Raw genomic sequence first — 18,359 nt, 5'->3', positions numbered from 1 at the left:
CCCTTTCATTCCAGTCTCTTTACAGCATAACAGAAGATAACCGATTTGAAAATTAATACAAATGGTATCTGTAATAAAAATCACAAAACAAAACAAGCGATGCGCCGCTTTAAGCGGGAATTCGCATCGCTTCATGAATCATGCCGGAAATAAGTGCGATCATCGTTGAAACCCTACAATAACGAAGTCAGCTCCGGGCCATAATGCAGCTTCCCCGTGCTGTGCGCGCAAGCCTCCAAATTGGCGAGAGGCTCGGGCAAGGACGGATCGCTGTGATGAGCCAATTTGAAGTACTCTTTTGCCTTGGCAAAAACACCTTTTTGCGCTTCAATGCACCCTAGCGCATTATAAATGATCGAACGAAGCCGTTTGTTCGCCGCCTTCTCCAGCACCAGCCAGAAATGCTTGGCGGCTTTGTCGGATTGCTCCAGGTGCAGGTGGCACATTCCCAAATAGGTGCGGGCCAGTACGCTGTCCGGAAACTGCTGCATGACCAGCTCAAACTGCGCTAAAGCCTGGGGAAACATCAGCAGCTTGTAATACCCTTGCCCCTTGACGAAGGTGGGGGCATCCAGTTCCGGAAGATCGGGCGTCTCCCTGGCCTCCAGGCTCCCGAACGCATGGCGCAAATAGCCCATTTTCTCCTCGAAGCACAGCCATTCCTCGATGATGCCGTCGCTCATGTGCTGAAGCAGGCTCCATTTCTTCGCCAGCTCCTGCTTTTGAGCGTTGCCGGCCATGGGATATTTCCGTGTGATATCGTCCAACATCTCATTCATTTCCGCAAACACATGCTGAAACATCATTCGCATCCCCCCAAACGAAAATGAAATCAGTCCGAGCCTTACGTTCATTTTTTGTTTCGGGGCCGGATTTCATTCCCGCAGGGAGGAATTACACTTTTTAAGGTGCTTTAGGCTTGGGGTCCGCCGCGTTGGCGGATGCCGACATGCTTGGGTTCAGCCGCGTTGGCGGATGCCGACATGCTCAGGCTGTGATTGTATGCGAAAAATCGAATACAATTCGGCGTTTTCTGCTGTATTGACGGAATGTATACGAAATTTCATACACATTTGCGTGTTTAACAGGCTATGGGCCGATTTCTGTATGAAAAACCGAATAGATTTCGGTTTATCAGCCATTAGCGGCATTTTGTATATGAAAAATCGAATACAATGCAGCGATGCGAGGTGTGGCGAGGTGCGCAGCGTAGCTGGAGGCTACGTGAGCACACGGAGGGCCCGGCTGAATTCAAGATTCGACGTCGAGCCCCCTTCCCTGTGTCCGCTTCGTGATCCGAAGATGGCTTTTTGAACTACCTCTTCCAATGAAGGTTCAAAAAGGCAGGTTCGGAGCACCAAGAAGGTTGGATGAAGCTAGGGACCGAGTAGCGCAGCGTAGCTGGAGGCTACGTGAGCACACGGAGGGCCCGGCTGAATTCAAGATTCGACGCCGAGCCCCCATCCCTGTGTCCGCTTCGTGATCTGAAGATGGCTTTATGAACTACCTTAATACTTAGCGGATCATGGCGTGGAGTTCTTGGTGCGCCTTCTCCACCGGCTTGTTGTTCTCGTCGACGAACACGACCGTTGGTTTATGGCTGCGAACCTCTTCCGCCGACAGCTGCGCATAAGAAATGATGATGACGCTATCGCCCGGCTGCACAAGGCGTGCTGCCGCGCCGTTTAGGCAAATGACGCCGCTGCCGCGAGGCCCCGGAATCACGTAAGTCTCCAGGCGAGCACCGTTATTATTGTTTACGATTTGGACCTTCTCGTTCTCCAACAGATCGGAAGCTTCCATCAAATCCTCATCGATCGTGATGCTGCCGACATAATTCAAATTCGCTTCCGTCACCGTCGCCCGGTGGATCTTCGATTTCATCATCGTTCTATACATCAGTCGTTCACCTTCTTCGTTAAGATAACGTTATCGATCAGACGGGTGTTGCCGAATTTCACCGCAACGGCGATCAGCACGTCGCTCCGGCGTCCGGCAACGTCGAGCCGATCTTCGCCAGCCAGCGGGGACAGTCCCGGAAAATCGGCGATCTCCACGTAATCGATCACGGCCAGAGGTTCGGCGCCGATCGCATCACGCAGTTCGGCAAGCACCTCTCCAGCGGTCACGTTTGCTTCCGTATTCGCCTTCGCCTGAGCCGCTAGCAAACTGCGCGACAGGACAAGTGCGGCCTGCCGCTCTTCCGCACTCAAGTAGACGTTGCGGGAGCTAAGTGCAAGGCCATCGGCCTCACGCACGATCGGACAAGGAATAATTTCAACGTCAAAATTCAAGTCCAACACCATCTGCGCGATGACCGCCACCTGCTGGGCATCCTTTTGCCCGAAATAAGCCCGGTCCGGCTGCACGATATGCAGCAGCTTGCCGACGACGGTCGTAACGCCGTCAAAATGACCCGGCCGCGATGCCCCGCACAAGACGTCCGTCAAACCGGCGACCTTGATATTCGTTCGCGTCGGCTGCGGATACATCTCCTCAACGCTGGGCAGAAAGACGTAATCGACGCCCTCCCGCTCGGCCAAGGCCAGGTCTTTCTCAGGATCGCGGGGATATCGTTCAAAATCCTCGTTTGGCCCGAATTGGATCGGGTTGACGAATATGCTCAGCACCACTAGATCGTTTTCCGCCCGCGCTTTGCGCAGCAGGCTGGCATGACCTTCGTGCAAAAATCCCATCGTTGGTACGAGGGCGATTTTGATTGGTTTTCCATTTCTTGCTGCCGTGAAACGAGCTTCCTTCAGCTGTTCACGAAGCGGGCGTATATTCGTAAAGGTCATCATGACCGGACTTCCACCTTTCCTGTACCGTACAGCGTACCCAGCGATTCCTGAACGCCTTGATCCGCACGGAAGACATGTTCTTCCGCCGGGAACGAGCGGTTTTTGACGTCGGCGACGTATTCCGAAATGCCGCGGCGCACCTGCGCACCGAGGTCAGCATACGTTTTGACGAATCGTTTGTCCCGGTAATCCGCGGTATATTTCAAGACGTCATGGTACACCAGCACCTGACCGTCGCAACCGCGCCCTGCCCCGATACCGATGGTCGGGATGCTCAGCTCCCGGGAAATCGCCGTCGCCACCTCTTCGGTGACCAGCTCCAGCACGACGCCAAAGGCTCCGGCGCGTTCCAACGCTTTGGCATCCTCCATCAACCGCTTAGCATCCGCAGCGTCTTTGCCTTGCACCCGGTACCCGCCGATTTGATTGACGGACTGGGGCGTCAAACCGATGTGTCCCAGTACGGGGACTCCCGCTTGCACAATCGCCTGCACGGCTCCGGCAATCTCCGCGCCGCCTTCCATTTTGACGGCATGGGCATGGCCTTCCTGCATCAAGCGGCGGACGTTCCGCAGCGTTTCATCGATACTTCCGTGATAAGTCATAAACGGCATGTCGGTGACGATGAAGGTGTGCTGGGCTCCGCGTGCGACCGACCGGGAATGATACACCATATCGTCTAGCGTCACGGGAATCGTCGAATCGTACCCAAGGACCACGTTCCCCAGGGAGTCGCCGACCAGCAGCAGATCCGCACCCGCTTCCTCGGCCAACTGGGCCGACGGATAGTCGTATGCGGTGATCATGGCCAACGGGATGCCGTCTTGCTTCATTTTTTTCATTTTTACGATATTCAGAGCTTGTTTACCTGCCATTTGTTCCATCTCCTTCGGTTTAAGGATGCGCGAGCCTTAAAAAAACGCGCACAACAAAAAAACCTTTTAGTTTGGCACTAAAAAGGTCCGAAGTCCAAAGAAGAGTCCATTCCTCGTTCTTCTGTCTCGGTCCTTCTTACGGCTCAGAGCAGAATCCAACGCAACTTGATGGTGATTGTTCAGCAAGTCAACCGACTTGGCGAACTTTGCTTTCCTACCTCCGACGAGCGCCCGGAGTGCCGTTCGGAACGATGCCGATACCGCCTCCTGTGCTCAGTATAACAAATTATGTTCACTTTTTCATCCGCCAAGTTGTACTTCTCCAGAGAAAATCGTGAAATGTTTGCCATCCTGATCCAGTAGCAATAACGCACCGCTGGAATCCAATCCGGTGGCCGTCCCTTTTAATACCCCGTTTGGTGTATGAACGGCGATTTCTCGGCCCAACGTAACCGACAACGCCTCCCACAAGTGACCCACCGGTCCAAAACCTTCTTGCGTGTACAATTCGTATAGCTGTTCCATCTCGTTCAAGACGGCACCGATGAGCGCAATCCGGTCGATCCGGCGCCCGCTTGCAAGCGAGAGCGAAGTGGCGACCGGCTTCAGCTCCTGTGGGATGTCCCGCTCCTCCAAGTTCACGTCGATCCCGATCCCGGCAATCGCATACCGAATCAATTCGTCTTCGGCAACGGATTCGACGAGAATTCCGCAGAGCTTCCGCCCGCTAACCAAGATATCATTAGGCCACTTGATCCCGGCATTCACTCCGGCGACTTTACGTATGGCGCGGCACACCGCAACCGCAACAAGCAACGTCAGCTGCGGGGCAATCGACAAAGGCTGCCGTTCCGGCCGCAGCAAAAGACTCATCCAGATGCCTTTGCCGGGCGGCGAATACCAACGCCGGCCTTGTCGTCCGCGCCCGGCCGTCTGCTCTTCGGCGAGCACCAACGTGCCGTGCGGTGCACCTTTTTCCGCCAGCTTGCGTACTTCTTCCTGCGTGGAGGGAGTCGATTCGAGCAACTTAAGTTTTAATCCGAGTACCCGGTTCCCTTGCAACGCATGCAACAGTCCGGTTTGGCTCAGCTTGTCCGGCTGACGAGTAAGCCGATAGCCCCGCCGGGGGGCCGATTCGAATTCGTAACCTTCCTCGCGCAGCTTGGCGATTTGCTTCCACACCGCCGTCCGGCTGATCGATAGTCGGCGGCTGAGCTCCTCACCGGATATATATTGCCCCGGATGCTCCAGGAGCATGTCAATCAATCGGTTTGCTTCCATCTTCCTTCACCACCGTTTCCACATGTTCCAGAAGGGACCGCCGGTCGTTCGGCAGCTCGCCCGAGGCTGCCGCAAGCAGCAGCTCCCTCATCAGCTCGCTAAGCCAGGGGCCGCCTTTGCGGCCGGCCGCTTGCAACACTTCGCCGCCGCTGACGGCCAGCTCCTTCAGCGTATGTACTTGCACCTCGCGGTACCAACGGGACGCGTTGGCCAACATCGCTTGGCCGGCCTGCCGCTCCGCGTCGTCGCCTCCGGTCGCCTGCAGCACCGCCTGCTGACGGCGCAGCCACAGCCCGGCGGTCTCGCGGCCGAACGCGACCTGCAGGCCGATCCAGCCGCGCCGCTGCTCACGCTCGCCCGGCGCCCCGGCTTGGACGGCTTCCCATGCTTCGTCAAAGCGGACGAGCCCAGCCGCTTCCTGAGCGGTCTGGTTCGGGAACGTCCAGCTTTTGAGCAGCGGGGAAGCCGCCTCGCCCGGGGCGCCCAGGGCTTGCAGCAGCAGCGACCAGCGCAGCGCCGGCGGCGCCGGCTCCAGCAGCGGCAGCGCGGCAAGCAGCGCGCGGCGCGGCGGCTCGCGGTGCAGCAAGCGCCGCGTCAACGCCGCTTCGGCGCCAGGCGCCCCCGCCGCGGGAGCCGCGCCGCCTTCACCGGGAGCATCGCCTCCGGCCCCGGTTGGCCTGCCTGCCTCTGCCCCCGCAGCCCCCGACTCCTGCGCTGCCTTCGCATGCCGCAGCAGCCCGCTGCGCTCCAGCAGGGCCAGCCCGCGGAGCGGGTCCGGGCCCAGCACGATCTTCTCCAGCTCCATGCGCACGCGCTCCGTCGCGATATAACCGAGCTTGTCTTTGCCGGCAATCAATGCCTTCCATAAGCTTTTGACCGGGCGGAAGCCAAACGTCGAGGCGAACCGGACCGCTCGCATCATGCGCAGGGCATCCTCCTCGAAACGTTCTTCGGCGACGCCAACGCAGCGGATAAGTCCACGCTCGATATCCATCCGGCCGCCATACGGGTCAATCAGCTCCCCATTTAGCCCCCGAGCGATGGCGTTCATCGTAAAATCGCGTCGCCGCAAATCCTCCGACACCGCATCCACGAACTCCACCGAACCCGGTCGACGGTGATCCGCATAGTCCGACTCCTTACGGAACGTCGTCACCTCGAACGCATGGCCCTCCATCAGCACCGTCACCGTACCGTGTTGAATTCCCGTCGGTACCGTCCGGTCAAACAGCCGAACGACCTCGCCCGGTTTGGCCGAGGTGGCGATATCCATGTCGTGGACCGGGCGTCCCATCAGTTCGTCGCGAACGCAGCCCCCGACAAAAAATGCCCGGTGCCCGCCATCGCGCAATACGCGCAGCACGTTTTCCCCCTGAACCAGCATCAGGGGGTCGACCTGACTCCAACGATTCGTTTCGATTGCGGACACCTCCCTTCCATTGATGTTAAACCTATCGAAATGGCATGGCACAGCAAGCGCAGGGCACCCAGCCCTGCGCCGATTCCACCTTTGGATTCCCTTGCCCGCTTGCCGGCTAAGTTCAGCTGCAAGCCGGATTCAACGTCGGCAGCTGGCGATTCAGCACGCGGTAATAAATCTCTTCGTAAGCCGCCGTCGTCATCTCGCTGCTGAATTCGGTTTTCGCCCGATTCAGGCAAGCTTCGCGCATCCGCTCCGCCAGCTCCGAGTTCTGCAGCAGCGTAATGCAATGCTCCGCCATCTGTTTCGTATCGCCGATCGGCGCCAAGAACCCGGTCTCCCCGTGCTTCACCAGCTCCGGAATCCCGCCGGCGATCGAGCCGACCGTCGGTACGCCGCAGGCCATCGCTTCCAGGGCGACCAGGCCGAAGCTTTCTTTCTCCGACGGGAGCAGCAAAACGTCAGCCATCGAAATGACATGGGCGATATCATCCTGCTTGCCGAGGAAATGCACCCGGTCGGCTAGGCCCAGGTCCTTGATTTTGCATTGGATCTTCGGCAGCTCCGGTCCTTCACCCACAAATAGCAGTTGGGACGGAACCTGCTCGTTCACTTGATGAAAAATGTCGACGACATCGCTGACCCGTTTCACCGGCCGGAAATTGGAGACGTGCATCAGCACTTTCTCTCCCGGCGCGGCAAAATCCATTCGGCAGCTCTTCGCGTCCCGCGGATAATACACCCGCTCGTCGACGAAATTATACGTCAAGTCGATATCCCGGGTGATGTCCAGCACTTCCCGGGTTTCCCGCATCAAATCGCGCGAGACGGAGGTCACCGCATCGCTTTCGTTGATGGCTAGCCGGATCAAATCCTTCAGCGATTCGTCCTGCGCCAATACCGTAATGTCCGTTCCATGCAGCGTCGTCACGACCTTTAACGAATCGCCGACCATCTGTTTGGCGAGGAACGCGCAAACGGCGTGCGGCACCGCATAATGGACGTGGAGAATATCCAGGCCTTGCGTTTTGGCAACCGTAGCCATTTTGGTCGCCAGTGATAAATCGTAGGGAGGATAACGGAAGACGTAATAATCGCTGACCTCAACCTCATGATAAAAAATATTCTTATGGTAACTCCCTAAGCGAAAAGGAACGCTATGCGAGATAAAATGGACTTCGTGGCCCTTTTCCGCCAGCAATTTTCCCAGCTCGGTGGCCACAACCCCCGAACCGCCCAAGGATGGGTAACAGGTGATGCCGATTTTCAAAAATGGTTCCATATGGTGGGGGCCTCCTTTGTTGTTATTCCCTCTTCCAGCTTATGTGCGCAGGGAGCCGAATAGATTTACCGGATAAGCCGTTTTCGTCATAAAGCCTTCCGCGAACGGAATCAGCGAACGTTGTCCAATCAGGGAATCCCGGGCTTTTACGCGCTCCACATACCCCTGGTTTAGCGGGGTCAAGGCGACGTCTTCGCCCGGCGAACCCGCCTCGAACTGGGAACGGTAGCACCGCAGCGCCTGCTCTTTTTGCTCGTAAACCGCGCTCACGTCGACGATCAAATCCGGCGTTTTCCAATCATTGATGAAATAAAAATAAAGCTCGGGCGCAGGCACCGCCGGCTTGTCCGGCAGATACCGGCGCAGCTTGGCATTAAATACCGCAGCCTCCACCAGCCTGCTGCAATCGATATGGTCGGGATGGCGATCCTCCCAATACGGGGCAAACACGAGCCGTGGCGCAAACCGGCGGATGACTTCGGTTACGGCAGCCAGTTGTTCCGCCGTCCCGGTTAACCCGCGGTCAGGCAATCCCAAATTTACGCGCGCCGCCAATCCCAGCACTTCGGACGCTGCTCCGGCTTCCTGCTTCCGCAGGACGGGATTGCCGTTGGAGGACAGCTCGGCTTCGGTCAAGTCGCAGATGCCGACGCGGTAGCCCGCAGCCGTATGCTTGGCGATCGTGCCGGCCATGCCGATCTCGGCATCGTCCGCATGCGCCCCGAAGATCAAGATATCCAGCTGTTCGCTCATTTCGTCAACCCCGGCTTGTGAAACTCCACCAGCTCACGCCAGCCGAAATCGCCGCGATCCAAGGCGCGGACCAGAATTTCCGCGGTCGCCATATTGGTGGCTACCGGGATGCCGTGCACGTCGCACAAGCGCAGTAACGCAGTGATATCCGGTTCATGGGGCTGGGCCATCAGCGGGTCACGCAGGAAAATGACCAGGTCCATCTCGTTCTGGGCAATCAGCGCGCCGATCTGTTGGTCCCCGCCCAGCGGGCCCGACAGGAATCGGTGGATTTTCAGCGAAGTATTCTCCATGATCTGCTGCCCGGTCGTTCCCGTGGAATAGAGCCGTTTATCTTTAAAAACATGTTCGTAGGCGATGGCGAAATTGACAATATCCTCTTTCTTGCGATCATGAGCAATAAATGCGATGTTTAACATATGCCTTATCCCCTTTATTCATCCATGAAATGGTCGAACCCGTAAATCATGCCTTTACACTCGATCACTTTCTTGATGGCCAGGTTGACTCCCGGCATGTAGCCGGCCCGCTCATAGGAATCGTGACGAATTTTGAGCGTCTGGCCGAAGCCGCCGAAAATGACTTCTTGCTGCGCGAATACGCCCGGCAAACGGACGCTATGTATCCGGAATCCGTTATAATAACCGCCGCGGGCTCCCTCGATGGTCTCTTCCTCATTCGGGTTCCCCTGGCGCAGCTCCTTCCGGTTCTGGGCGATTAGCTCGGCCGTCTTCACCGCCGTTCCCGAGGGGGCGTCCAGCTTCTGGTCGCCGTGGTATTCGATGATTTCCAGGTGAGGGAAGTATTTTGCCGCCTGCGCCGCAAAACGCATCATCAAAATGGCCCCGATGGAGAAGTTCGGCGCGATCAACCCGCCAAGCCCTTGAGCTTGGCACAGCTTGTCCAGTTCCTCGATTTGCTCCGGCGTAAACCCGGTGGTGCCGACGACCGGCGATACGCCGTGCCGAATCGCCAACTCGGTGTTGGCGTAAGCAGACTGCGGCGTCGTGAAGTCGACCAGCACCCGCGGCCGCGCCTCACGAAGCGCCTTCTCTAAATCGTCGGTTAACGCCACGCCGCAAGCCGGAAGGCCGACCAGCGTACCGGCATCGAGGCCGGCATCCGACAAATTCACGGCGGCAACCAGCTGAAGCTCCGGATCCTGGAGCACCATTTTCACCACTTCTCTGCCCATTCTGCCGGCGGCGCCCGCCACGGCTACTTTGATTGGTTCCGACATCTTGATCTCCTCGCATTCTCTACTATGATGATTGCTTGATTTGTTGCTTCAGCCGCTGTTCCATCTCTTTCAGCTGGCTGGCTGCACCGGCGTCCAAAGGTAGGGCCGACGCGTCGCGAACCGCCTGCAGCGCGAGCTCATAGTGTTCCATCTCGCCATAGGCGATCGCCAGCCATACCTGCGCATCCAGTGACAAAGGATCGAGCTCCACGGCGCGCTTGAGCATGCGGGATGCCGGCTCGGCCGCGGTTTTCCGCTTGCCGCCCGCTGTCTCCACCAGCCGTTTGGCCATTTGAGTCAGTTCCATCGACTGCAGGCGGTCGTAATGCAATTTATATTCGTCCTGCACCGGCTCCAGGGCTACTGCCAGTCGCGCATGTTGTAGCGCCTTATCCAGCTGCCCGCTCCGGGCGCAGGTGATCGAGTACCGATAATGGATGTCCGCGTGATCCGGCTGAACGTCCAGCGCCTGCTCGAACCAGTACAGCGCCTGCGCAAAGTCGTTTTCGTAGATGCTTCGGTAAGCTCTTTGCAAATAGTCCTCCGCCTTCATGTGCTATCCCCCTTTGCTGTAGGGATGATCATACTAACAGCATATGAAGGATGGGGCTATTCGGTGTCCTTTTTCGTCCATCGGTCCTTATCGCGGGTCGCGAATTTATGCATGACCTGATCGTGGGCCTCGGTCAGATTAATGCCAAGCGAATTGGCGAAGCATATCGTAATGAACAGAATATCGCCTAACTCCAATTCGATGGAATTGTCCGGTTCGTCTTTCTTCTTTGGTTTTTCGCCAAAAGTATGGTTGACCTCGCGGGCCAGCTCGCCGACTTCCTCCGCCATTCGGGCCAGCATGGTTAGCGGGCTGAAATACCCCTCTTTAAACTGCGAGATGTAACGGTCTACTTCGCGCTGCATTTCCGCGAGAGATTTCTCTTTGTCTGCATCCAAGCGCCGATCCCTCCGCTTATTGTCCCGTTTTTCCCTATGTTATCGTAAGTAGGTGACGAAAACAAATCATTTTTTAATCGGCACGGAAAAAGGTATACTAGGAGAGGCAGATCTATCCAATAGCCAATTCAGCGCACCATCTACATAAATTCTGTTAGGGACAGGTGAGGTTTTTTCATGGCTTCGAGCAAATTTTCCGGAATTCTCAAAACGCTGCTGCCGATCTTGCTGGGTACGGCGATCTATGCGTTTGGACTTCTTTATTTTATCTTACCCAACCATTTGATGGAAGGCGGGGTCACCGGCGTAACGCTGCTGCTGAATTATGCGTTTGGCATCTCGCCTTCGCTATCCAACCTGCTGCTTAACATTCCGTTGTTTCTATTAGGCTGGAAAATCCTCGGCGGACGGCAAATCATCTGGACCGGGATCGGAATCGGCTCGCTGACTTTCTTCTTATGGTTGTTCGAGCGGATGATCAAAGGAGGCTGGATCCTTCCATTTGAGACGCAAACGGATTATATCCTCGTATCGTTATATGCGGGGGTAACGCTGGGAGCCGGGCTGGGGATCGTGTTCCGTTTTGGCGGCACGACGGGGGGATCGGACATCGTGGCTCGGATTCTCGGACGCAAATACGGCTTCAGCATGGGACAGGTCATCTTGACGCTGGACATCGTCATTATCGGATTGTCGCTCTTCTATATTAGGAAGGAAAATATTTTGTATACGCTCGTGGCCGTATTTATCGCTTCCAAAGTGATCGACTTTATTCAGGAAGGCGCGTATTCCGCCAAAGCGTTTACGATCATCAGCGATCATGCGCCGGCGATTGCCGACATCATTACGAAGGAAATGGATCGCGGCGTGACGCTGATTCCGGCGATCGGCGCTTACTCCAAGCAAGCGAAGCATATGGCTTACTGCGTCGTGTCGCGACAGGAGATCCGGCGGCTGCAGTCCATCGCCAAATCGGTCGATCCGCAGGCGTTTATCATCATCAGCGACGTGCATGACGTCCATGGGGAAGGGTTCAAAGAGGATTGAGATTAACCCCCTGCAAGCATGACAAAAAGCAGAAAGGCTAAGGGATTCCCTTGTCTCTCTGCTTTTTTTGATATGCCCCTAGATATGATAGCGGTAAAATAGTTCCTCACTATCACCTACAGCCGGTATCGGTGGGCGTCCTCCTCCCGGCGCTTCTCCCGCACGGCGGAGACCGTTTGCGAAGCACGATACTTGCGGATGCCCGTATAGGTTAAGGCGAGCACGATCCAAAGCCCGATCAGGCCGCTCCAATACCAGGGGTTTTCGAAGCCGGTGATCGGCAGAAAGACGGGCTCGTCTCCCCGGCGGCCAAACAATCCTTTAAGTGCGCCCTCCCCCTGAACGATGGCCCCTTTCAGCGCCGCTTCGTCCCAGGTCTGTTCGTTGCTCAACCGACCGGCGTAGGACAACCAAGAATCGAACCGGTTGACTTCGGACGCCGGACGCCGGATCACCGCAGCCGGACGAATCACTTCGTAATGGTCTTGCAGAGCCTGAAACGCCTTGCGCACCTCCGCCGGTTTCCCGCCGGCGCGCGCCTGGTTCATCTGCCGCAGGTTATCAGCCATCACTTTATAATATTGCTGCCATAAGGCCTTATCCGGATGCAGCAGGCTGTTTACCGCCAGCCGCAAGCGGGCCGAGGAAAACGCCCACTCCTCCGGCCGGACCTCGGCTCTTGCCAACGTTTCCTTGGTGTCCATGATCGTTTCAGCCAAAGCATGGATCCCTTCCACCGACGTCAATCCCTTGAAGGTTACGCCCTCCAAAGCCCCGATCAACGATTCCATATCGGCCAGCGCCTCCTGGGTACTTCCCTGCTGCATGTGCTCGTACAACCGTTCCGAGGCGGATTCGAGCTGGCTCAGCCGCTCGCTGCGCTCCTGCTCGGATAAGGCAGGCGCGCTTGCCGATGATGTTCCTGCCTTGCCAGCAGCCCCTGCGCTTCCGTTCTCTTCCGGTTGAGCCAAAGCCGCCGTGCTCCAGATCAGCATCACGGCAAGCAGAATCAGCGCGGCCGCCGTCCCTTTCATCCAAATTCTACTCACGGACATCCCCTCCCTACCATCATGGTATGGCAGGCTGTCCTACGTTAGAACCTTGCTCTTAAGCACGTTTGGCCCGTTTCAACGCTAGCCATCCGGCGGCGACGCTGGCAAACGTCAAGACCACGGTAAAGACCGCAACTCCGGACACGTCGTCCCATAACGTCTCCGGCAACCACGGGTACACCTCGTACGTATAGTCCACCGTATCATTAAGCAACGTCCAGGCTCCGGCTCCAAGCAGCATCAACGGACCGAACTTGTACAATCGGACGAATAGCAGCGACTCCACGGCCATTGCCAAATGGGAGGTGACCAGCATCCAGTCCTGCCATACGAGCTCCCCGCCCTGATACGCTCCGGCGAAGATCATCGACACGGCCCACACGCCATATTTCACGCTTGTAACGACGGCTAGTCCCTCGATCAAGGTGCGAAGTCGATAATACTTCCCGAGCTTTCCCGGGAACAACAGGAATAACAAGCTTAACGTAAAAAACAAACTCGCCGTCGGACTGTCCGGTACGAAGACGATTTGCCAATGCGGGTGATTTCGCCAAGTATCCGCGAGCTGGGCGTCATACCAGATGTAGCCGTAAGCCGTTCCCAGCAGATTACATACGAACAAGGCCCAGAGGATGATGCGGGAGGATAGAAACGATGTGCTCCAAAGATCCGATAATTTCAACGCGATATCCCTCATTTTCACGAAAATGGCGCCGAGAACACGCACGTTCCTCGCCAATCCGGCGCGCAAGCTTAAAAAACCTGACCGCATCACGATCAGGTTTTCCCATTACATTCTATTTTACTGTTCCGCTTTTTGTTTCGCAAGCCATTCGGCCAAGTGGTCGATATCCTGATCCGTCAGGCCGGCATTGATCGCCGTAGTGTACATCTCAGGCATCTTGCCGTTATAGCCTTCTTTAATGATGGAAAGAATCGCTTCCTTGTCATGCTTGTCGCCGACTCCGCGCAGCGATGGTCCGCCCGCCCCTTTCAGGTCCGCGGCATGGCACGATACGCAAGTGGCTTTCTTGTACAGCTCCATCGCCGGATCGTCTTTGTCCACGATGGCGACTTCTTCCTGGGATTTCGCATTGGATGTCGGCAAGCCTTTTTCCCGGTTCTCGCGGGCTTTCTCTTCCCGCTGAATATGTTCCGGAACTTGACCCGTCGCTTCCAGTTCATGCTGGTAATGCGTCCAAGCGAAGTTCGTCAAATAGACGACCGCGGCAATCGACAGCAACATCAGCGACGAAGCAATCGGACGTTTATAGAAACGGCGTTCCTTGCCCCGATCGAGGAAAGGCGCAAGCAACAACCCGCCGAACATGACGCCCGGTATCCCCATGGTACCCAGCACGACGTAGTCGCCGGAGGCATACGGATATTTCAAATATTGATACAGAAACAGGAAGTACCAGTCCGGCATCGGAATAACCGAAGCGGTCGGATTGGCCGGGAAGCCAAGCGGAGCCGGTTCGGAAATGGTCAGCACAAGGAAGCCGACGAGCACGACGACGCCGACCATCCATTCCTTCAGCAAAAAGTTAGGAATGAACGCTTCCGACTTGCCGGGATAAGCCGTATAATCCGGCGGCGTGATAAAGCCTTTGCCCTTGCGGACGCGGGAATCGCCGACGAACACGACTTTTTCCTTAGAATTGTCATGATGAGCCATGTCCTTTTTGCCCCCCTTCTCTTATAGAGGTAGTTCAAAACATCATCTTTTGATCACGATGGAGCCAAAACGAAGACTCGACGTCGAATCGTTTCGTTAACATCGTTTCTTACAACGGGCCGGAAATCCCTTGTCTGCGGATCATGATAAAGTGACCCACCAAGAGAATCAGCAATACCGCCGGAAGGAAGAACACGTGAATGGCAAAGAACCGGGTTAACGTTTCCGCGCCTACGATCGAACCGCCCTGCAGCAGCTCCTTGATGATCGGGCCAAGCACCGGTACGGAGTTGGCGATTTCCAATGTGACCTTCGTGGCGAAATAAGCTTTGTTATCCCAAGGCAGCAGGTATCCCGTCAGGCCGAGACCGATCATGACGAAGAAAATCAGCATGCCGACAACCCAGTTCATTTCGCGCGGCGCTTTATAGGAACCGGTGAAGAACACGCGAAGCGTATGTAAGAACATCATTACGATAACCAAGCTTGCCCCCCAGTGGTGCATCCCGCGAACGATTTGGCCAAAGGCGACCTGCGTCTGCAAGTATTCCACGCTGGCATAGGCGTTAATAATATCGGGAACGTAATACATGGTCAGGAACATCCCCGACAAGATCTGGATGACCGTGATAAAAAACGTCAAGCCGCCGAAGCAATACACAAACGCGGAAAAGTGATGCGCCGGGTTAACGTGCTCCGGAACCTCGTGATCGGCCACATCGCGCCAGATCGGCGTGATATCAAGACGTTCGTCTATCCAGTTGTACACATTTTTAAACATCCGAATCTACGCCTCCTTATTTCACGATGGTGTTCGGGATAATATCCCCCAGATAAACCCAATCGTCCTTAATCATAACCTTGTACTCGTCAAGCGGCTTCGACGCGACCGCCAACTGCTTGCCTTCCTTGGTGTAATGCGCGCCATGGCAAGGGCAGTGGTATTCATCCGGAAAATTCGTGTCGTTATTCCAACCGACCGTACATCCCAAATGCTTACAAATCGGTGAAAGCGCATAAATATTTCCGCTCTCGTCTTTGCGAATCCAAGCCGTAAGGGAGGCCGTACTTAGGTACCAGCCGTCCTGCTGCTTGAGCTCGAACGAAAATTCCTGCGGTTCGCTGGTAATTTTGCTGACTTCCACAACTTTGACGAAGGTGCCTTCGCCTTTCTTGTGCAGAATCGGGTCAACCGCGAAACGAACCATAGGAAGCGTCACCCCACCCACCATGAATGCAGTGGCGCCCCCAAGCGTGTATGTAAGAAATTGCCGACGGGACATCTCTTTGCGAATAGGCGGTTTATGCGAGGATTCCTGCTGGTCATGCTGATTGCTCATATGTCTTCAACCCCCTTTGCCAAGCAATTGTTTCCGAACGTTTCAATGATAATTATCACAACATCGCGTAAGACATATTAATAATATATTAGCGTTTTGAGAGCGTCAAGAATTTGACACATTTTTTTGGCCGTCGAAAAGCCTGTCAGCCTTGAAATTGTCGATATTTTGTCACAATCAAAACCCCTTATCGGCTTGCCACATTTCTTGTACGGCCGCCTTCACTTGTCCTCCCGCCGCGCCCCCGGAATCCGCCGAGAACCCGCGTAACGTCACGATTAAATCAGCATCCGGAAGCTCCTCGCTATTCCACTCGAAGTCCGCTGAAACGACGATGGCATAAGCAAATCCGCTAGACTTGACATTTCGACACAGATCATTTACAAAGCGCGGCATCCCCTCTGTTTGATATTGGAAAGAAGGGTACGTGACCACTCTCCCTTTGAAAGGAATTTCCACCCAATCGAGGACATCCCTCAGTCTTTCCAACTTTTCCGTTACTTCATACGGTCGTTCCAGGCCGGTTAATCCCGTTACCGGAATGAGGCAGGTGTCCAAATATGGGCGCAGCTCTTCCCAGGCGGAAGCTTCGATTTCACTGAACTTCATGCGATAACCCCTTTTCCGAATCATGTCTTCCCATTATAAACAGGGTTTCTTGACAAATCCATCCTTCTTCCTATACTATCAATCTGTAATCCAGATCGTACTGTAATTTAGATTGATATGTGTTTCAGAGCGAATCGCAAACATCCATGAATTGAAGGAGGAGAAAGGATGAGCGGCAGCAAGAATGTTCCTATGCCAATCAACGCCGAGCAGAGCAAACTCCTCGAAAGCGCGTTGCGGATCAAGATCCTGAACGTATTGGCCAATGAACCCCATACCTCCAAGCAGGTCGCCGATCTACTGGGTAAAACCCCCGGAAACGTGCATTACCACATCCAGAAGCTGCATGACGGCGGGCTCTTGGACTTGGTTAAAACCCAGACGGTTGGCGGCGTTATCGAGAAGTATTACCGTTCCAAAACAACGTATTTCAAGCCCGACCAGTTCACGGAATTCAATTATGTTGATGGTGCTCCGCGATACCGGGCGGCAACGCGGTTGCTTCTATCCACGGACCAATATCAGGAATTTATCGGCGAATTGGATGCCCTGATACGTAAATGGGAAGCAAAGGACACCGATGGCGCCGAATACGGCGTATTATTCACCTTGGGGCGCGTACAGGACAGCGACGCAGGTTCCGAAGGATGACGAGGAGGGTTCCGTTTCTATGAATCTTGAAACTTCACAATTGGAAGACGATGCATCTAGGCAAGCGGCCCGGCCGGCCGACAAGCCTGGGGCCAGGAATCCGTTCGCAGGATTCGCCGAGCCGTTCCGAAAGTCCGAAGCGTTTCCCTATTTATGGCTCGGACAGCTCGTTTCTTTCCTCGGCAGCTCCGTTACTTTGGTCATTCTGCCGATCATCGTCTATTCCCTGACCGGCTCGTCGACCACGATGGGTTTGCTCATGGCTGCATACATGTTACCCAATATCATCATGTTGCCTATCTCCGGTACGCTGGTCGATCGCTATAATCGCACGAATCTGATGTTGCTGACGGACCTGCTTCGTTTTTCGGTCATGGGTGTCTTAGCCGTGCTTCTGTTTACGGACGACTTAACGATTCAATTGCTGTTTATCCTGGTCACGTCGTACGGCTTAATGGACGGCTTGTTCCAACCGGCTTACGCCGCCACGCGCGCCGCAGTTTTTACCCCGGATATCCGGAATTCGGCTAATGCGTTAACGCAGATCAGCAATCAGGCCGTACGTCTGATCGGACCTTCCCTGGGCGGCGTGCTGGTCACGTTCTTCTCGGCCGGCTGGGGGGTCGCCCTCGATGCCCTGACGTATGTCGTTTCCTTCCTATGCCTCTTCGGACTACGGAAGCTCGTTCCCTATCAACCGAAGGAAACCGGAAAAAGCGCGGGGATGAGCGCGGATTTCAAGGAAGGCTTGGCTGTGCTGAGAGCCAAACCATGGCTATGGATTACCATCTTGGCCTTTTCCTTAGTCAACATCTGCTTTGGTGCGATCATCACCGTGGTCATCCCCTGGTTATTCAAAATCCACCTGGACTTGAAACCGTATGTTTACGGCATCGCCGTGACCTGCTCAGGGATAGGTGCGATCGCAGCCGGCTTGCTGTTTGGAGCGAAGAAGCGCTGGCGGCACCGCGGCCTGTTTGCTTATGGCGGCGCCTTGTTGAGCGGGATTTCCCTGCTGCTGATGGCTACTGCCCCTGCGCCGGCTGTCCTATGCGTGCTCTTTGCCCTAGAGGGTTTCGGTTTGATGATGTTTGGCTTGATTTGGGAAACCAGCATGCAGGAGATGGTTCCCCAGGAAACGTTCGGCCGCGTGGCCAGCCTCGATATGCTGGGGTCGTTCGCCCTGCTCCCCATCGGATACATCGTTGTCGGTTGGCTTGCCGACTCCATCGGCGGCCTACAAACGATTGCGCTGTTTGCCTCGATCGGTACGTTAGCCGTCCTGGCCGTCATGTTTACCCCGGCCGTCCGCAACTACGATTAACCTCGGTTCACAAAAAAACCGTCCCATCCGTTCAACATCCTCGTGAACAGAAGGG

Annotated in this window: 21 protein-coding genes; 3 read left to right on the top strand and 18 right to left on the bottom strand. The window is 55.5% G+C overall.

Going from position 1 to position 18,359, the window contains the following annotated elements; all coding sequences use genetic code 11:
• Positions 1 to 173: 173 nt before the first annotated feature.
• From MJ257_RS06255 to MJ257_RS06200, 12 genes are all read right to left on the bottom strand, one after another.
• A complete protein-coding gene (locus tag MJ257_RS06255; RefSeq protein WP_240268437.1) occupies positions 174 to 803 on the bottom strand; it encodes a tetratricopeptide repeat protein in 630 nt (209 codons plus the stop codon).
• Positions 804 to 1,515: 712 nt separating this feature from the next.
• The gene (panD, locus tag MJ257_RS06250; protein ID WP_059043331.1) at positions 1,516 to 1,899 is read right to left on the bottom strand and encodes an aspartate 1-decarboxylase; all 384 of its coding nucleotides are present in this window, start codon (positions 1,897 to 1,899) and stop codon (positions 1,516 to 1,518) included.
• On the bottom strand, positions 1,899 to 2,801 hold the full coding sequence (gene panC / locus MJ257_RS06245; protein WP_240268409.1) for a pantoate--beta-alanine ligase: 903 nt from the start codon (positions 2,799 to 2,801) through the stop codon (positions 1,899 to 1,901). Before panC ends, panD begins: the two co-directional genes overlap by 1 nt.
• Positions 2,798 to 3,676: a 3-methyl-2-oxobutanoate hydroxymethyltransferase gene (panB, locus tag MJ257_RS06240; protein WP_240268408.1), complete on the bottom strand. Its 879-nt coding sequence runs from the start codon at positions 3,674 to 3,676 to the stop codon at positions 2,798 to 2,800. The genes panC and panB overlap by 4 nt, the downstream gene beginning before the upstream one ends.
• A gap of 300 nt (positions 3,677 to 3,976) precedes the next feature.
• Positions 3,977 to 4,957, bottom strand: a complete 981-nt coding sequence (locus MJ257_RS06235; RefSeq protein ID WP_240268407.1) for a biotin--[acetyl-CoA-carboxylase] ligase — start codon at positions 4,955 to 4,957, stop codon at positions 3,977 to 3,979.
• Positions 4,935 to 6,386, bottom strand: coding sequence for a CCA tRNA nucleotidyltransferase (locus MJ257_RS06230; protein ID WP_372489748.1), 1,452 nt, complete (start codon positions 6,384 to 6,386; stop codon positions 4,935 to 4,937). The genes MJ257_RS06235 and MJ257_RS06230 overlap by 23 nt, the downstream gene beginning before the upstream one ends.
• Positions 6,387 to 6,498: 112 nt before the next feature.
• On the bottom strand, positions 6,499 to 7,659 hold the full coding sequence (bshA, locus tag MJ257_RS06225) for an N-acetyl-alpha-D-glucosaminyl L-malate synthase BshA (protein WP_240268406.1): 1,161 nt from the start codon (positions 7,657 to 7,659) through the stop codon (positions 6,499 to 6,501).
• Between the two features lie 39 nt (positions 7,660 to 7,698).
• Positions 7,699 to 8,412 (bottom strand): bacillithiol biosynthesis deacetylase BshB1, encoded by a 714-nt coding sequence (bshB1, locus tag MJ257_RS06220; RefSeq protein WP_240268405.1) that lies wholly within the window; start codon positions 8,410 to 8,412, stop codon positions 7,699 to 7,701.
• Positions 8,409 to 8,831: a methylglyoxal synthase gene (mgsA, locus tag MJ257_RS06215; protein WP_240268404.1), complete on the bottom strand. Its 423-nt coding sequence runs from the start codon at positions 8,829 to 8,831 to the stop codon at positions 8,409 to 8,411. Before mgsA ends, bshB1 begins: the two co-directional genes overlap by 4 nt.
• Before the next feature lie 14 nt (positions 8,832 to 8,845).
• Positions 8,846 to 9,652: a 4-hydroxy-tetrahydrodipicolinate reductase gene (dapB, locus tag MJ257_RS06210; RefSeq protein WP_240268403.1), complete on the bottom strand. Its 807-nt coding sequence runs from the start codon at positions 9,650 to 9,652 to the stop codon at positions 8,846 to 8,848.
• 22 nt (positions 9,653 to 9,674) lie between these two features.
• Positions 9,675 to 10,205 carry a tetratricopeptide repeat protein gene (locus tag MJ257_RS06205; RefSeq protein ID WP_240268402.1) on the bottom strand — a complete coding sequence of 177 codons (531 nt, stop codon included), beginning with the start codon at positions 10,203 to 10,205 and terminating at the stop codon, positions 9,675 to 9,677.
• Positions 10,206 to 10,261: 56 nt separating this feature from the next.
• Positions 10,262 to 10,570 carry a nucleotide pyrophosphohydrolase gene (locus tag MJ257_RS06200; RefSeq protein ID WP_240268435.1) on the bottom strand — a complete coding sequence of 103 codons (309 nt, stop codon included), beginning with the start codon at positions 10,568 to 10,570 and terminating at the stop codon, positions 10,262 to 10,264.
• Positions 10,571 to 10,780: 210 nt separating this feature from the next.
• Here MJ257_RS06200 and MJ257_RS06195 point away from each other — a divergent pair, with 210 nt between their 5' ends.
• Positions 10,781 to 11,650 (top strand): YitT family protein, encoded by an 870-nt coding sequence (locus MJ257_RS06195; RefSeq protein ID WP_240268401.1) that lies wholly within the window; start codon positions 10,781 to 10,783, stop codon positions 11,648 to 11,650.
• A 116-nt stretch (positions 11,651 to 11,766) separates the two neighbouring features.
• On the opposite strand, the gene MJ257_RS06190 is transcribed toward MJ257_RS06195, so the two are convergent.
• The 6 genes from MJ257_RS06190 to MJ257_RS06165 all read right to left on the bottom strand — a co-directional run bounded on the left by MJ257_RS06190 (position 11,767) and on the right by MJ257_RS06165 (position 16,329).
• The gene (locus MJ257_RS06190) at positions 11,767 to 12,699 is read right to left on the bottom strand and encodes a sporulation protein YpjB (RefSeq protein ID WP_240268400.1); all 933 of its coding nucleotides are present in this window, start codon (positions 12,697 to 12,699) and stop codon (positions 11,767 to 11,769) included.
• A gap of 58 nt (positions 12,700 to 12,757) precedes the next feature.
• A complete protein-coding gene (locus MJ257_RS06185) occupies positions 12,758 to 13,384 on the bottom strand; it encodes a DUF1405 domain-containing protein (RefSeq protein ID WP_240268434.1) in 627 nt (208 codons plus the stop codon).
• Between the two features lie 120 nt (positions 13,385 to 13,504).
• On the bottom strand, positions 13,505 to 14,380 hold the full coding sequence (locus tag MJ257_RS06180; RefSeq protein ID WP_240268399.1) for a menaquinol-cytochrome c reductase cytochrome b/c subunit: 876 nt from the start codon (positions 14,378 to 14,380) through the stop codon (positions 13,505 to 13,507).
• Positions 14,381 to 14,489: 109 nt separating this feature from the next.
• The gene (gene qcrB, locus MJ257_RS06175; protein ID WP_240268398.1) at positions 14,490 to 15,161 is read right to left on the bottom strand and encodes a menaquinol-cytochrome c reductase cytochrome b subunit; all 672 of its coding nucleotides are present in this window, start codon (positions 15,159 to 15,161) and stop codon (positions 14,490 to 14,492) included.
• Positions 15,162 to 15,177: 16 nt separating this feature from the next.
• The gene (locus MJ257_RS06170) at positions 15,178 to 15,720 is read right to left on the bottom strand and encodes a Rieske (2Fe-2S) protein (protein ID WP_240268397.1); all 543 of its coding nucleotides are present in this window, start codon (positions 15,718 to 15,720) and stop codon (positions 15,178 to 15,180) included.
• Positions 15,721 to 15,897: 177 nt separating this feature from the next.
• The gene (locus MJ257_RS06165; RefSeq protein WP_240268396.1) at positions 15,898 to 16,329 is read right to left on the bottom strand and encodes a DUF2487 family protein; all 432 of its coding nucleotides are present in this window, start codon (positions 16,327 to 16,329) and stop codon (positions 15,898 to 15,900) included.
• Positions 16,330 to 16,497: 168 nt separating this feature from the next.
• On the opposite strand from MJ257_RS06165, the gene MJ257_RS06160 reads away from it, so the two are divergent.
• Positions 16,498 to 16,980 (top strand): ArsR/SmtB family transcription factor, encoded by a 483-nt coding sequence (locus tag MJ257_RS06160; RefSeq protein ID WP_240268395.1) that lies wholly within the window; start codon positions 16,498 to 16,500, stop codon positions 16,978 to 16,980.
• A gap of 19 nt (positions 16,981 to 16,999) precedes the next feature.
• Positions 17,000 to 18,304, top strand: coding sequence for an MFS transporter (locus tag MJ257_RS06155; protein WP_240268394.1), 1,305 nt, complete (start codon positions 17,000 to 17,002; stop codon positions 18,302 to 18,304).
• Positions 18,305 to 18,359: the final 55 nt, after the last annotated feature.

The organism is Paenibacillus timonensis (genome assembly GCF_022427145.1).
GTDB lineage: Bacteria > Bacillota > Bacilli > Paenibacillales > Paenibacillaceae > Fontibacillus > Fontibacillus timonensis.
The sequence above is the reverse complement of the archived record's forward strand: the minus strand, read 5'-3'. Positions and strand labels throughout refer to the sequence as shown.